This window comes from Pararhizobium antarcticum (assembly GCF_001885585.1).
Lineage (GTDB): Bacteria > Pseudomonadota > Alphaproteobacteria > Rhizobiales > Rhizobiaceae > Pararhizobium > Pararhizobium antarcticum.
Genome location: NZ_LSRP01000035.1, coordinates 61830 through 76418, shown reverse-complemented (window position 1 = coordinate 76418; position 14589 = coordinate 61830). Strand labels below are relative to the sequence as shown.

14 protein-coding genes are annotated in these 14589 nt (G+C 60.3%); 1 reads left to right on the top strand and 13 read right to left on the bottom strand.

The genetic code is table 11. The features are described from left to right. Positions 1-37: 37 nt before the first annotated feature. Complete coding sequence (locus tag AX760_RS03940; RefSeq protein WP_071831659.1) at positions 38-616, top strand: hypothetical protein; 579 nt, start codon at positions 38-40, stop codon at positions 614-616. 32 nt (positions 617-648) lie between these two features. Here the strand turns inward: AX760_RS03940 and AX760_RS03935 are convergent, their stop codons facing one another. The 13 genes from AX760_RS03935 to nuoI form a co-directional block, all read right to left on the bottom strand. Further along, positions 649-1335, bottom strand: a complete 687-nt coding sequence (locus AX760_RS03935; RefSeq protein WP_071831658.1) for an ABC transporter ATP-binding protein — start codon at positions 1333-1335, stop codon at positions 649-651. A gap of 17 nt (positions 1336-1352) precedes the next feature. Then, on the bottom strand, positions 1353-2660 hold the full coding sequence (locus tag AX760_RS03930) for a lipoprotein-releasing ABC transporter permease subunit (protein ID WP_071831656.1): 1308 nt from the start codon (positions 2658-2660) through the stop codon (positions 1353-1355). 10 nt (positions 2661-2670) lie between these two features. Continuing rightward, a complete protein-coding gene (proS, locus tag AX760_RS03925) occupies positions 2671-3999 on the bottom strand; it encodes a proline--tRNA ligase (protein ID WP_071831655.1) in 1329 nt (442 codons plus the stop codon). A 685-nt stretch (positions 4000-4684) separates the two neighbouring features. Beyond that, on the bottom strand, positions 4685-4954 hold the full coding sequence (locus AX760_RS03920; protein ID WP_071831654.1) for a DUF1467 family protein: 270 nt from the start codon (positions 4952-4954) through the stop codon (positions 4685-4687). Positions 4955-5054: 100 nt separating this feature from the next. Continuing rightward, positions 5055-5459 carry a methylmalonyl-CoA epimerase gene (mce, locus tag AX760_RS03915; protein WP_071831652.1) on the bottom strand — a complete coding sequence of 135 codons (405 nt, stop codon included), beginning with the start codon at positions 5457-5459 and terminating at the stop codon, positions 5055-5057. 93 nt (positions 5460-5552) lie between these two features. Next, positions 5553-7220 (bottom strand): ribonuclease J, encoded by a 1668-nt coding sequence (locus AX760_RS03910; RefSeq protein ID WP_071831650.1) that lies wholly within the window; start codon positions 7218-7220, stop codon positions 5553-5555. Between the two features lie 19 nt (positions 7221-7239). Continuing rightward, entirely contained in the window at positions 7240-8007 is a 768-nt protein-coding gene (locus AX760_RS03905; RefSeq protein WP_071831649.1) for a biotin--[acetyl-CoA-carboxylase] ligase, read from the bottom strand. Beyond that, positions 8004-9446 carry an NADH-quinone oxidoreductase subunit NuoN gene (nuoN, locus tag AX760_RS03900; RefSeq protein ID WP_071831647.1) on the bottom strand — a complete coding sequence of 481 codons (1443 nt, stop codon included), beginning with the start codon at positions 9444-9446 and terminating at the stop codon, positions 8004-8006. Before nuoN ends, AX760_RS03905 begins: the two co-directional genes overlap by 4 nt. Positions 9447-9464: 18 nt before the next feature. After that, a complete protein-coding gene (locus AX760_RS03895; RefSeq protein WP_071831645.1) occupies positions 9465-10976 on the bottom strand; it encodes an NADH-quinone oxidoreductase subunit M in 1512 nt (503 codons plus the stop codon). After that, positions 10976-12973, bottom strand: a complete 1998-nt coding sequence (gene nuoL / locus AX760_RS03890; RefSeq protein ID WP_071831643.1) for an NADH-quinone oxidoreductase subunit L — start codon at positions 12971-12973, stop codon at positions 10976-10978. Before nuoL ends, AX760_RS03895 begins: the two co-directional genes overlap by 1 nt. 7 nt (positions 12974-12980) lie before the next feature. Then, positions 12981-13289, bottom strand: a complete 309-nt coding sequence (gene nuoK, locus AX760_RS03885) for an NADH-quinone oxidoreductase subunit NuoK (protein WP_034803568.1) — start codon at positions 13287-13289, stop codon at positions 12981-12983. A 28-nt stretch (positions 13290-13317) separates the two neighbouring features. Continuing rightward, positions 13318-13932 carry an NADH-quinone oxidoreductase subunit J gene (locus tag AX760_RS03880; protein ID WP_071831641.1) on the bottom strand — a complete coding sequence of 205 codons (615 nt, stop codon included), beginning with the start codon at positions 13930-13932 and terminating at the stop codon, positions 13318-13320. 147 nt (positions 13933-14079) lie between these two features. After that, positions 14080-14571 (bottom strand): NADH-quinone oxidoreductase subunit NuoI, encoded by a 492-nt coding sequence (gene nuoI, locus AX760_RS03875; protein ID WP_071831639.1) that lies wholly within the window; start codon positions 14569-14571, stop codon positions 14080-14082. Positions 14572-14589 lie beyond the last annotated feature (18 nt).

Genomic DNA, 14589 nt, shown 5'->3' with positions numbered 1-14589 from the left:
GTGGCGCCCAAAGGCAGTTCACCGGAGACAGGAACACATGATGCAACGGGTCGTCGCCACCTTGATCGCCGGCTTTATCGCGACGACGGCGCTTGCTGCCGAACCGATCCATCCGGACAGGATTGCCTCCGCGACGAGCGGAGACTGGGATGGCGACGGGGATACTGATTTGGCAATGCTGGTGCGGCCGGGCCCGCAGGACGGGACGGAGAAGAACGCGATCTATATACTGCTAAGCGACCCCCTGTTGGGCAGCATGCAGGTCCAGACGCTGGCAAGGGACAAGGTCGAGGGCGACTTCATCCATGTCGGCAACGACGCTGTGATTTCCGCCCTGCCGAACGGATCCATTCTGGTGACGACCAGAAACGGCGCCGAAGGTCAGCGGCACTACGAACAGAAGCTCACGCTTGCCTACCGCAACTTCCAGTTCGTCGTCGCCGGATATACCTTCACGAGAAGCGATGACAACGGCGTCGAGACCTTTGATGCCTGCGATCTGAATGTGCTGACGGGTAAGGGCAAGCGCGATGGCATCGCGTTCTCGGTGGCTCCAGTCTTCACCACCATCGAAGAGTGGAACGACGCAATGGGAACGGCTGCCTGCAATTCCTGATCTTTGGCAAACAACACGGCTGCGCGCGCATGTCAGGCCTGTTCGACAACCTTGCCGTCTTCGATGGTGACGCGCCGATCCATCAGGCTGGCAAGCTGATGGTTGTGCGTTGCGATCATCGCCGCAAGCCCGGACTGGCGGACCAGCGCCTTCAGCGCCTCGAACACGTAGCCTGCGGTTTCCGGATCGAGATTGCCGGTCGGCTCGTCGGCCAGAAGCACCAGCGGTGCGTTGGCGACGGCCCTTGCAATCGCCACGCGCTGCTGCTCACCACCCGAAAGCTCGGACGGACGATGCTCGGCGCGATGGCCGATCCGCATATAGTCGAGCAAGGCTGCGGCGCGCTCCTTGGCCTCGCTCTTGCCGAGGCCGGCGATCAGCTGCGGCATCATGATGTTTTCAAGCGCCGTGAATTCCGGCAGCAGATGGTGGAACTGGTAGACGAAGCCGATGTCACTGCGGCGAACAGCCGTGCGCGCTTCGTCGTTCATCGTGCCGCAGGAGCGGCCATTGATCAGGACCTCCCCGGCATCGGGGCGCTCCAGCAGGCCGGCAATGTGGAGAAGCGTCGATTTGCCCGTGCCCGACGGCGCGACAAGCGCCACCGTCTCGCCGGCGCGCAGGGTAAAATCCGCGCCCTTGAGGATCGACAGGAATGTATCGCCCTGGCTGTAATGGCGGTCGACGCCGGAAAGCTGCAATGCCACGCGCGCGTTCATTGTTCTTGTTATCCTTGTTATTCGTACCGCAGGGCCTGGACCGGATCGAGGCGCGACGCGCGCCAGGCCGGGAAGATGGTGGCGAGGAAGGACAGGCCGATCGCCATGGCGACAACGGAAGCCGTCTCGCCCGGATTCATGTCGGCCGGAAGCTGGCTGAGGAAATAGAGTTCCGGGTTGAAGATCGTCGTTCCCGAAATCCATGAGAAGAAGCTGCGGATCGATTCGATGTTGAGGCAGACGATGACGCCGAGCGCCACGCCGGCAAAGGTACCGACGATGCCGATGGCGGCCCCCGTCATGAAGAAGATGCGCATGATCGATCCGGCCGGCGCACCCATGGTGCGCAGAATGGCGATGTCGCGCCCCTTGTCCTTGACCAGCATGATCAGGCCCGAAACGATGTTCAGAGCAGCAACGAGCACGATCAGCGTCAGGATCATGAACATGACATTGCGCTCCACCTGAAGCGCGGAGAAGAACGTCTTGTTGCGGTCACGCCAGTCGCTGATCAGCACCTGCCGACCGGCGGCATCCTCGACGGGCTGTCTGAGGTCATCGACCATATCGGGATTTTCGACAAACAGCTCGATCGACTGGACGATGCCTTCGGCATTGAAATAGAGCTGCGCCTCCTCGAGCGGCATGAAGATGATCGTGGCGTCATATTCCGACATGCCGATCTCGAAGATCGCCGAGACGGTGTAGGACTTCACCCGCGGATTGATGCCCATTGGCGTGACGTCGCCTTCGGGCGCAACGAGCGTGATCGTCCCGCCAGCGGTAATGCCGAGCTGGCTTGCCATGCGCGACCCGATCGCGACACCGGTTCCGGCGGCAAAACCGACCAGGCCGCCCGACTGGATGTGGTCGGAAACAGCCTTCATCTTCGTGAAATCGTCGGCGCGCACGCCGCGCACCAAAGCACCGGTACCGGCGCCCCCGGGTCCGGAGGCGAGTGTCTGTCCCTCGATCATCGGGATCGCCATGGTCACGCCCTTGATGCCGGAAAAACGCGTCGCGAGGTCAGCATAATTGTCCAGGGGACCATCCAGCGGCTGGACGATCATATGGCCGTTGATACCGAGAATGCGCGAGATCAGTTCCGTGCGGAAGCCGTTCATCACGGCCATGACGATGATGAGCGTGGCGACACCAAGCATGATGCCGATGAAGGAGAAGCCGGCGATCACCGAAATGAACGCCTCCTTGCGGCGCGAGCGCAGGTAGCGCCAGGCCACCATCCGTTCGAATGCGGAGAACGGACGGCTCTTCTGCGAACCGGCCTCTGCCGCCTCTGCCTGGTCTACGGTCGCGGCGCTCATCGTCTCTCCCCTACTTCGATGCAATCAGCTTGTTGATGGCCGCATCGATGGTCATCGTCTCGCGCGCACCGGTCGTGCGATCCTTGATCTCGACTTCGCCATTGGCCACGGCCCGCGGTCCGGCAATGATCTGCACGGGTACGCCGATCAGATCGGCCGTGGCAAACTTGGTGCCGGCCCGGTCGTCGGTGTCGTCGTAGAGCATGTCGAAACCCGCCTTGGAGAGGCTGGCATAGATCGTGTCACAGGCGGCATCGCAGGCCGCGTCGCCGGACTTCATGTTGATCACGACGGCATCGAACGGCGCGACCGATTTCGGCCAGATGATGCCGTTCTCGTCATGCGACGCCTCGATGATCGCGGGCACGAGACGGGTCGGCCCGATGCCGTAGGAGCCCATGTGGACGACGTGTTCCTTGCCGTCCGGTCCCTGCACCTTGGCACCCATGGCATCCGAATATTTGGTGCCGAAGTAGAAGATGTGGCCGACCTCGATGCCGCGCGCCGACAGACGTTCCCCTTCGGGGATCGCGTCGAATGCGGCCGCATCATGCATTTCCGACGTCGCCGCATAGACAGACGTCCATTTCTCGAAGATTGCGCGCAGGCCTTCGGCATCGTCGAAATCGGTTTCGATCCCGGGTATGTCGAAATTGACGAAATCCTTGTGGCAGAACACTTCCGATTCGCCGGTGTCGGCGAGAATGATGAATTCATGGCTGAGATCGCCACCGATCGGGCCGGTATCGGCCCGCATCGGAATGGCGCGCAGGCCAAGCCGGGAGAATGTGCGCAGATAGGCCGCAAACATGCGGTTATAGGAATTGACGGCGCCTTCGCGGTCGAGATCGAAGGAATAGGCATCCTTCATCAAAAACTCGCGCGAGCGCATGGTGCCAAACCGCGGCCGGCGTTCATCACGAAACTTGAGCTGGATGTGATAGAGATTGAGCGGCAGGTCCTTGTACGACTTGACGTAGGAGCGGAACACGTCCGTGATCATCTCCTCGTTGGTCGGCCCATAGAGCATGTCGCGCTTGTTGCGATCCTTGATGCGCAGCATTTCATCGCCGTAGGCGTCGTAGCGACCGCTTTCCTGCCAGAGCTCGGCCGATTGAAGCGTCGGCATCAGGAGCTCGATGGCGCCGGAGCGATCCTGCTCTTCGCGGATGATCTTGGTGACCTTGTCGAGCACGCGTTTGCCGAGCGGCAGCCAGGTGTAAATGCCGGCGGACTGCTGGCGCACCATGCCGGCGCGCAACATCAGGCGGTGCGAAACAATCTCCGCTTCCTTCGGGTTTTCCTTCAGAATGGGCATGAAAAAGCGGGACAGGCGCATGGATGGGTTCCAGAATTGAATGACCTCGCCCTATCGTCGGATTCGGGCGAAATAACGTTGAGCAAAATTGTCTTGTGCGAAACGGGATCGGTGAAGAAAGCCGTGCATTTCGCTGCACCCACGTTTCATTCCGGCGGTTTTCCCGCACAAAAAATCCGTGTCGCGCTGTGCGTTCATAGACGCTTCGCAGCAGGAAGAAAACCCGTCATGATCAGCGACTCCAGAGGCGCAAGCCCTGAAAACCATGGAAAATTACCGTTCCGGGGCCGCGTCAAAAAGGCACGGTACTAACAGGATCGTCAGCACGCTTGTCAATGGAAAAATTTACTCAGAGTGTAACAAAAATGCAAAAAAATCAGATGACAACGCACATTCTTTGGGCTAGTTTTGGCTCAGAAAAGAGGCAGGGAGATTAAATTCTTGTCGATTTCGCGGTCAAGTCTTGGGAGGATAAGATCTTAGGCGCGTTTATACGCAGCCACCGGTAACGGATAAGGGTCACGCGATACTTTAATAAACAAGGCTTTTAGCCTTGTTTTTTTTTGCTCTTTCTTTCCCTGCAGCCCAAGCATTTCACATCAGATACCTCGATTTGGTTCATAATGTGCCACATTGGCCAGCAAAAGACCGCTCTCTCCAGCGATACGCCGGTCAACAATAGGCCTGAAATGCGTGATTTGAGCCGTCAGTAAAAATTTGGCGCGAACTGCGGAATGGAATCGATTCCATAGCCGAGTCGGACCGAGACGACATACCAGGCGATATGGATGACGGCGGCGATCACGCTGGTCATCAAGAACACACGCCCTGCCCGGAAACGGGCCGGCGCACTCTCGACGGTACCGGGAACAACCTCTTTCGCTTCGGCCTGCGTTCTCAAGCCGAAAGGCAGCACCGCGAAAAGCGTCAGCCACCAGATGATGAAATAGATGGCGAAGGTTGAAAATACGGGCATGACTGTCTCGCTCTTGTCCGGCGCTATCAAAAATCAGCGACCGAGCGCCCTTATACAGCGCTGGCGCAGATGGCACAAACCCGTTGCTCGCGCCCTTCTGTCACACCTGTTCAAGCTCGATCAGCGTTCCCCAGAAATCCTTGGGATGGAGGAAGAGCACCGGCTTGCCATGGGCGCCGATCCGGGGATTGCCGTCGCCGAGCACTCGGGCGCCGGACAACAGCAGATGGTCGCGCGCGGCGATGATGTCCTCTACCTCATAGCAGATATGATGCATGCCGCCGGCCGGGTTCTTGGCCAGAAATGCGGCGATCGATGACTGCGGGCCGAGTGGCTCGAGAAGCTCCACCTTGGTATTGGGAAGGGTGACGAAGACGACGGTGACGCCATGTTCGGGCAGCGCTTGCGGCTCGGTGACCGTCGCCCCGAGCGTCGTGCGATAGGTCTCGACGGCAGCGGCGAGATCGGGCACAGCCAGCGCGATATGATTGACACGTCCCAGCATAGTCGTCCCCCCTCGCGTTCCTGAAATCGCCCGACGCACTGAGTGCTGTGCGTCGCCTGCCGCAGTCCGGTGGAAAGCGGCAGGCGCTTTTGCTCAGACCTTGGTCACGAAAACCGTGACGACCGGTTTCTTGCCCCAGACTTCGTTGGCCGTACCGCGGACCGCGCGGCGCACGGCCTCCTGCACGAGAGCCAGATCCTTGCGCTTGGCGCGCGGGATGCTTTCGACGGCACCAAGGACCGCGTCATAGAGCGTGTCGTTCATATCCTCGCCCTCATCGTCGAACTCCGGCAGGCCGATCGGCACGACGATCGGATCCGAGAGAAAGTCGAGACGGCTGTCGAGCACGACATTAACCGAGACATGGCCCGCAAAGGAGAGCTTGCGGCGATCGCCGATGCCCATTTCCTCGAAATCGCCGATCAGGCTGCCGTCCTTGAAGATGCGGCCATGCTCGGCTGTACCGATCACCGTAGCCGGACCGGGCGCCAGACGCAGGATGTCGCCATTGCGGACGCGCGGCACAGTCTTGATGCCCGACTGCAGGCCAAGTTCGCCCTGCGCGACCAGATGCGCGGCCTCGCCATGCACGGGCACGAGGATCTGTGGCCGCGTCCATTCGTACATCTGCTGCAACTCGTTGCGGCGCGGATGGCCGGACACATGCACGAGTGCCTCGTTGTCAGTGATGATGTGGATGCCCTGCTCGACGAGGCCGTTCTTGATGTCGTTGATCGCCTTCTCGTTTCCGGGAATGGCGCGCGACGAAAACACCACGGTATCGCCGGCCGAAAAGGCCACGTTGCGCATTTCGTCGCGGGCGATCTTGGCGAGCGCCGCACGCGATTCGCCCTGGCTGCCGGTGAGGATAACCACCACCTTGTCGCGCGGGATATAACCGAACTCATCCTCGGCGATGAAGGGATCGAGACCTTCCATCAGGCCGACGTCACGCGCCACGTTGCAGACGCGCTTCATCGAACTGCCGAGCAAAAGCACTTCACGACCGGCGGCCGAGGCGGCCTTGGCGATCGAACGAATGCGGCCGACATTGGATGAGAAGGTCGTGATTGCGACACGGCCTTTGGCATCCTGGATGATCTTCGTCAGGCTTTTGGAAACCTCGTCCTCGGACGGCGAGACGCCATCGCGCATCGCATTCGTGCTGTCGCACATCAGCGCCAGAACGCCCTCGTCGCCGACAGCACGGAAGCGTGCCTCATCGGTGAACGGTCCGAGAGACGGTGCATGATCGATTTTCCAGTCACCGGTGTGGATCAAATTGCCAAGCGGCGTCCGGATCACCAGCGACATCGGTTCGGGGATCGAGTGGTTGACACCGATGGCCTCGATCTCGAAGGGACCGATATTGATGCGATCGCCTTCCTTGAAGATCGTGATCGGCACTTCGGCGCGCGAGCGCTCATAGGATCGCTTGGCCTCGAGCATGCCGGCCGTAAACGGCGAGGCATAGACCGGGACGTTCAGGCCCGGCCAGAGATCGGCCAGCGCGCCATAGTGGTCTTCATGCGCATGCGTGATGATAATGCCCTTGAGGTTCTTGCGCTCCTGCGCAAGGAACCGGATATCGGGCAGAACCAGGTCGACGCCCGGCAGATCGGGACCGGGAAATGTCACGCCGCAATCGACCATGATCCACTGGCGGTGGCCTGGCGCACCATAGCCGTAGAGGCCAAGGTTCATGCCGATTTCACCGACCCCGCCGAGTGGGAGAAAGACAAGTTCTTCTGGTTTGGTCATTCTTGGGTTGTGCCTTGTTTCATCCGAAAAATACATCGCCCGCAGCAATATGCTGCATCGTGCCCGACCCTAGGTCGAGCAACAGGCGGCCGTCTTCATCAATCCCCGCAAAGCGTCCCGACAGGGAGCGATCCGGCAGATTGACAGTAATCTTCTCACCAATTCCACGCGCAACCGACCGCCATTCGGCGATGATCGCTGCAATTCCCCTGCCCCCGTCCCAAAGATCCAGCGCCTCGGCCATGGTCTGGAACAGGTGGGCAAACAATTCGTCCGGCGATACGGTCGCCCCTTCCGCATGCAGGCTCGTGACCGGATAGAGCCCGTGGTCGGGGGCAAAAGCGACATTAATGCCGCAGCCGATGACCAGCGCATGATGGCCGCCTGGCAACCCCTCGCCTTCGAGCAGGATACCGCAGGTCTTCTTGCCCGCAATCAGAATATCATTCGGCCACTTCACGGTCACCGGATCGGCGCCCGGCGGCATGACGCTCTGAATCGCCCGTTGCACGGCCACGGCCACCGCAAGCGGCAGGGAATGCAAACGCTCCATCGGTGCCGGGTCGATCAACAGAAGCGAGGCATAGAGATTGCCAGGCTCGGAGACCCAGGGGCGACCGCGGCGGCCGCGCCCCTCCGTCTGGCGCGCAGCCGTGATCCAGTGAAGCCCGGGATCACCGGCCCGGGCGCGGATCAGGCCCTCCGTATTGGTGGATCCGGTATCGCCAAGGGCCGTATGCCGGAAATCCTCAAGCTTAAGACGCCCGGTAAAGGCGTGGCCGGTCAAAAGAACGTCCGGGCTGCAACTTCCGCAGCCGTTCCGATCGGTCCGCCGATCAGAACATAGCCGAGAACGAAGAGACCGGACAGGCCATAGACCAGCCGCAGTTCGCCAGCCGGACGGGCAAATTCACCCTTGGGTTCATCGAACCACATCAGCTTGATGACCCGCAGGTAATAATAGGCACCCACGACCGAAGCCAAAACGCCGATGATCGACAGCGCATAGAGATCAGCCTCGATGGCGGCGATGAAGACAAAATACTTGGCGAAGAACCCGGCGAGCGGCGGAATGCCGGCCAGCGAGAACATCAGGATCGTCAAGACGGTCGCCATGAAGGGATTGGTCTGCGACAGGCCGGCAAGATCATTCACCTCTTCGACCTGGGCGCCTTCCTTGCGACGCATCGCCATGATGCAGGCAAAGGTGCCGAGCGTCATGACCATATAGATCAGCATGTACAGGACGACGCCGCGCACACCGGCGATCGAGCCTGCCGCGAGGCCGACAAGAGCGTAGCCCATGTGGCCGATCGACGAGTAGGCCATCAGGCGCTTGATGTTGTTCTGGCCGATGGCCGCGAACGAACCGAGCAACATGGACGCAATCGCGATGAAGACGATGATCTGCTGCCAGTCGTTGATGATCGGCTCGAAGGCGGTAATGACAATACGCACAAGCATGGCCATGGCCGCGACCTTGGGGGCCGCCGCAAAGAAGGCGGTCACCGGCGTCGGCGCGCCCTCGTAGACGTCGGGCGTCCACATGTGGAACGGCACGGCGGAAATCTTGAAGGCGATGCCGGCCAGAATGAAGACGAGGCCGAAGACGAGACCGAGCGAACGACCGTCCGCTGTCAGAGCCGTGGCGATCTCCTGGAAGCCGGTGTGGCCGGTAAAACCGTAGACCAGCGACATGCCGTAGAGCAGCATGCCAGACGACAGCGCCCCGAGGACGAAGTATTTCAGGCCGGCTTCCGTCGAGCGCAGGTTGTCGCGGTTCATCGCGGCAACAACGTAGAGCGCCAGCGACTGCAGTTCGAGCGCAATATAAAGCGACATCAGGTCGTTGGCCGAAATCATCAGCAACATGCCGAGCGTCGAAAGCACGATCAGCACCGGATATTCAAAACGATCGATACCGGCCGAGCGGGCCTGCCCCGCCGACATGACCAGCGCCACGACCGACCCGATCAGGGCCAGCCCCTTCATGAAGCGCGCGAAGGGGTCCGACATGAAGGCGCCGTTATAGGCAACGCCGTCACCGGTCATCAGCACCAGCCAGGCGCCGGCGACGACAAGCACACCGACGGCCAGACCCGTGACCATGCCGGACGATTTTTCGCCGGCAAACACCCCGATCATCAAAAGCGCCAGCGCACCGACCGCAAGGATCAGTTCCGGTGTCGAAAGATGCAGGCTTGCAAGGATTGTTTCAGCGGTCATGTCCAAAGGATCCTGTCGTCATTTCACCGAAAGCGCAACGTCATGCGCCGCCTGCACAGCTGCGGAGTAATTGTTTACCAGCGCATCCACCGATGCGGCGGTCGCATCGAACACCGGCGCGGGATAGACACCGAAGAAGATGGTCAGCGCGACCAGCGGGTAGAGAAGCACCTTTTCACGGCCCGAAAGATCAAGCAGCGACTTCAGGTTTTCCTTGTCGAGCGTGCCGAAGATCACCCGGCGATAGAGCCAGAGCGCATAGCAGGCCGAAAGAATGACGCCTGTCGTAGCGAAGAACGCGACCCAGGTATTGGCCTGGAAGGCACCGAGCAGCGTCGTGATTTCGCCGACGAAGCCGGATGTGCCCGGCAGGCCGACATTGGCCATGGTCAGGATCAGGAACACGACCGCATATTTCGGCATGTTGCTGACGAGGCCGCCATAGGCGCTGATTTCGCGGGTGTGGGTGCGGTCATAGACGACGCCGACGCAGAGGAACAGCGCGCCGGAGACAATGCCATGCGACAGCATCTGGTAGATCGCGCCCTGGACGCCCTGCACATTGGCAGCGAAGATACCCATCGTCACATAGCCCATATGGGCAACCGACGAATAGGCAATCAGCTTCTTGATGTCCGACTGCATCAGCGCCACCAGCGAGGTGTAGATGATCGCTATAACCGACAGCGTGAACACGAACGGCGCAAAGTAGTCAGACGCCAGCGGGAACATCGGCAGAGAGAAGCGCAGGAAGCCGTAGCCGCCCAGCTTCAGAAGCACGCCTGCCAGGATGACGGAACCGGCCGTCGGCGCCTGCACGTGCGCATCCGGCAACCAGGTATGAACAGGCCACATCGGCATCTTCACCGCAAACGAGGCAAAGAAGGCCAGCCATAGCCAGGTCTGCATCTGGGCCGGGAAGTCATAGGCCAGCAGCTGGGCGATATCGGTCGTGCCGGCCTGCCAGTACATGGCCATGATGGCCAGCAGCATCAGAACCGAGCCAAGCAGCGTGTAGAGGAAGAACTTGTAAGAGGCATAGACCCGATCCTTGCCGCCCCAGACACCGATGATGATGAACATCGGGATAAGGCCGGCCTCGAAGAACACGTAGAACAGCACGATGTCGAGCGAAACGAAGACGCCGATCATGAACACTTCCAGCATGAGGAAGGCGATCATGTAGGCCTTCAGGCGCTTCTCGATGGTCAGCCAGCTCGCGACGACGCAGAAGGGCATCAGGAAAGCCGAGAGCACCACGAACAGCATCGAAATGCCGTCAATGCCGAGGTGGTAGGATATGCCGGTGCCGAGCCAGGCGTGTTTCTCCACCATCTGGAAGCCCGGATTGGCGGCATCGAACTTCCACCAGACGATCAGCGACAGGACGAACACCACAAGCGTCGTCACCAGCGAGATGCCGAGGACATTGCGGCGGCCGGCAGCACTGTTCTCGTTGGTCAGGAGCAGCAGCACGATGCCAACCAGCGGCAGGAAGGTGACCGCGGAGAGAATGGGCCAATCGGTCATCAGAAGGAACTCCCGAGCATCATCCAGGTGACGAGCGCGGCGATGCCGATGAGCATCACGAACGCATAGTGATAAAGGTAACCGGTCTGCAGGCGAACGACGCGGTCGGTGACGTCCATGACCCGGGCGGCAATGCCGTTCGGGCCGTAGCCGTCGATGACGCGCCCATCACCTTCCTTCCAGAGGAAGGTACCGATGCGCTTGGCAGGGCGGACGAACAGGAAGTCATAGAGCTCGTCGAAATACCACTTGTTGAGCAGGAACTGGTAGAGCCCGCGATGCTGCTCGGCTAGGTATTTCGGCGTCTCCGGAGAACGGATATACATGTACCAGGCCGTGACGAAGCCAAGGATCATGGCGATGAACGGGCTCAGGGCCACCAGCGCCGGAACATGGTGGAAGTTTTCCAGCACCTCGTTTTCAGCCGATGTGAATAGGGCACCCTGCCAGAATTCGGCATAATGGTGACCGTAGAAATTGCCCGCAAATGCCACACCGGCGAAAACAGCGCCGACGCCAAGAATGAACAGCGGGACCAGCATGACCATCGGAGATTCATGCACATGGTGCATCACCTCGTGGCTCGCGCGCGGCTTGCCGTAGAAGGTCATGAAGATCAGCCGCCAGGAATAGAAGCTGGTGAAGCAGGCGGCAATCACCAGCAGGGCGAAGGCAAAACCCGAAACCGGCGAATGCGCGGCATAGGTTGCCTCGATGATGATGTCCTTGGAGATGAAGCCGGCAAGACCGATCCCCGAGAAGGGAATGCCGACACCGGTAATCGCCAGCGTGCCGATCATCATCATCGCATAGGTCAGCTTGATGTGTTTGCGCAGGCCGCCCATGTGGCGCATGTCCTGTTCGCCATCGACGGCATGGATGACCGAGCCGGCGCACAGGAACAACAGTGCCTTGAAGAAGGCGTGCGTGAACAGGTGGAAGATGGCCGCGCCATAGGCACCGACGCCAAGCGCCACGAACATGTAGCCGAGCTGCGAGCAGGTCGAGTAGGCGATGACGCGCTTGATGTCATTCTGCACTAGGCCGACGGTTGCTGCAAAAAAGGCGGTGATCGCGCCGATGATGGTGACGACAAGGAGTGCCGTCGGCGACAGTTCGAACAGCGGCGACATGCGGGCGACGAGGAAGACACCGGCGGTGACCATGGTTGCGGCATGGATCAGCGCCGACACCGGTGTCGGGCCTTCCATGGCGTCCGGCAGCCAGGTGTGCAGCAGGAACTGCGCCGACTTGCCCATGGCACCCATGAACAGGAGCAGGCAGATGCCGGTGATGGCGCCGGCCTTGTCGAGATGCAGGCCGAAGAGATTGATCACGGCCTCGCCGCCTTCAGCGGCACCTTCGGCCGGCAGATAGGTGGATGCCGCAGCAAAGATCGTCTCGAAGCTGACCGAGCCGAACAGCACGAAGACGCCGAATATGCCAAGCGCGAAGCCGAAGTCGCCGACGCGGTTGACGATGAACGCCTTCATCGCCGCAGCCGAAGCAGCCGGCTTCTTGTACCAGAAGCCGATCAGGAGATAGGACGCCAGACCGACGCCTTCCCAGCCGAAGAACATCTGCAACAGGTTGTCGGACGTCACCAGCATCAGCATGGCGAAGGTAAACAGCGAGAGATAGGCAAAGAACCGCGGGCGATGCGGATCATGGTGCATATAGCCGATCGAATAGATGTGCACCAGGCAGGACACGGAGTTGACGACGACAAACATGACGGCCGTCAGCGTATCGACGCGGAACGCCCATTCTGTGTCGAAACTGCCCGACTGGACCCAGCGCATGACCGAGACCTTGATCATCTCTGTCTCGCCGATCGCGACATCGAAGAAGACGATCCAGGACAGGATCGCGACAATGATCATGAAGCCGGTGGTGACGTATTCCGAGGCCTTGGCGCCGATCGACGTTCCGAACAGGCCGGCGATCAGGAAGCCGATCAGCGGCAGAAAGACGACAGCCTTGATAATCGTATCCATGGAGCCCTCAGCCCTTCATCATGTTGACGTCTTCCACGGCGATCGAGCCGCGGTTGCGATAGAAGACGACGAGAATTGCAAGACCGATGGCCGCTTCGGCGGCTGCGACGGTCAGGATGAACAGCGCGAAAACCTGTCCGGTGATGTCGTTCAGGAAGGCCGAGAACGCCACCATGTTGATGTTCACCGCAAGCAGGATGAGTTCCACCGACATCAGGATGACGATGACGTTCTTGCGGTTCAGGAAGATGCCGAAGACGCCGAGCGTGAAGAGGATGGCGCTGACGGTCAGATAGTGGGAAATACCGATTTCCATGATGTTTGTTCCTTGACCTCGCGTCCGTCTATAAGCCCTGCCCCGACTTGACCTTGACCACCTCGACGGCGGTCGCGGGCGTGCGGGCAACCTGTTTGGAAATATCCTGGCGCTTGATGTTGTCGCGGTGACGCAGCGTCAGAACGATGGCGCCGATCATGGCGACCAGAAGCACAAGGCCGGCAATCTGGAAGTAGTAGATGTAATGCGTGTAGAGCACGTCGCCGAGCGCCGCGGTGTTGGTGCGATCCGCAAGCGCCGGGATCGGCATCGAGATAGTCTTGGCAATCTCCGGCGAAAACGTGCTGCCGGCGACAACGATGATCAGTTCGGCGGCCAGGATGAGGCCGATCAGCGCGCCCACCGGCGCATATTCGAGCGCGCCGGACCGAAGCTCGGCGAAATCGATGTCGAGCATCATCACGACGAAGAGGAAGAGCACCGCCACCGCGCCGACATAGACGACCAGCAGGATCATCGCCAGGAATTCAGCACCGGTCAGCAGGAAGAGGCCTGCGGCGTTGAAGAATGTCAGGATCAGGAACAGCACGGAATAAACCGGGTTCCTGGCCGAAATGACCATGAAGGCCGACGCCACGGCGACGAAGGCGAAAAGATAGAAAAAAAGAGCCTGCAGACCCATGATCGGTGCCTTTTTGTCTTCCCCGGATCCGATGGCCGGGCGGCCACCTTCCCCACTGGCGCACCGGACACTGTCCGGCCCTCGCCCCAAATCTGTTCCGCACCCGCCGCCCATTTCAGGCGACCCGGTGCAACCTGTTTCCGCGACCTACCGGTACGGCGAGTCAATACCGATGTTGCGGGCGAGTTCGCGCTCCCAACGGTCGCCATTCGCCAGCAGCCGGTCCTTGTCGTAGTAGAGTTCTTCGCGCGTCTCGGTCGCAAATTCGAAGTTCGGGCCTTCGACGATCGCATCGACCGGGCAGGCTTCCTGGCAGAAGCCGCAATAGATGCACTTCACCATGTCGATATCGTAACGGACGGTGCGGCGAGTGCCATCATTGCGGCGCGGACCGGCTTCGATGGTGATCGCCTGGGCGGGACAGATCGCCTCACACAGCTTGCAGGCGATGCAGCGCTCTTCGCCGTTCGGATAGCGGCGCAGCGCGTGTTCGCCGCGGAAACGCGGGCTGACCGGGCCTTTTTCGAACGGATAGTTTAGCGTTGCCTTCGGTGCGAAAAAGTAGCGCATCGACAGAAAGAAAGCGCCAACGAATTCCTTGAGGAACAGCGAACCGACGGCTTGTGACAGACTTGCCATCATCGACCTCCAACCAAG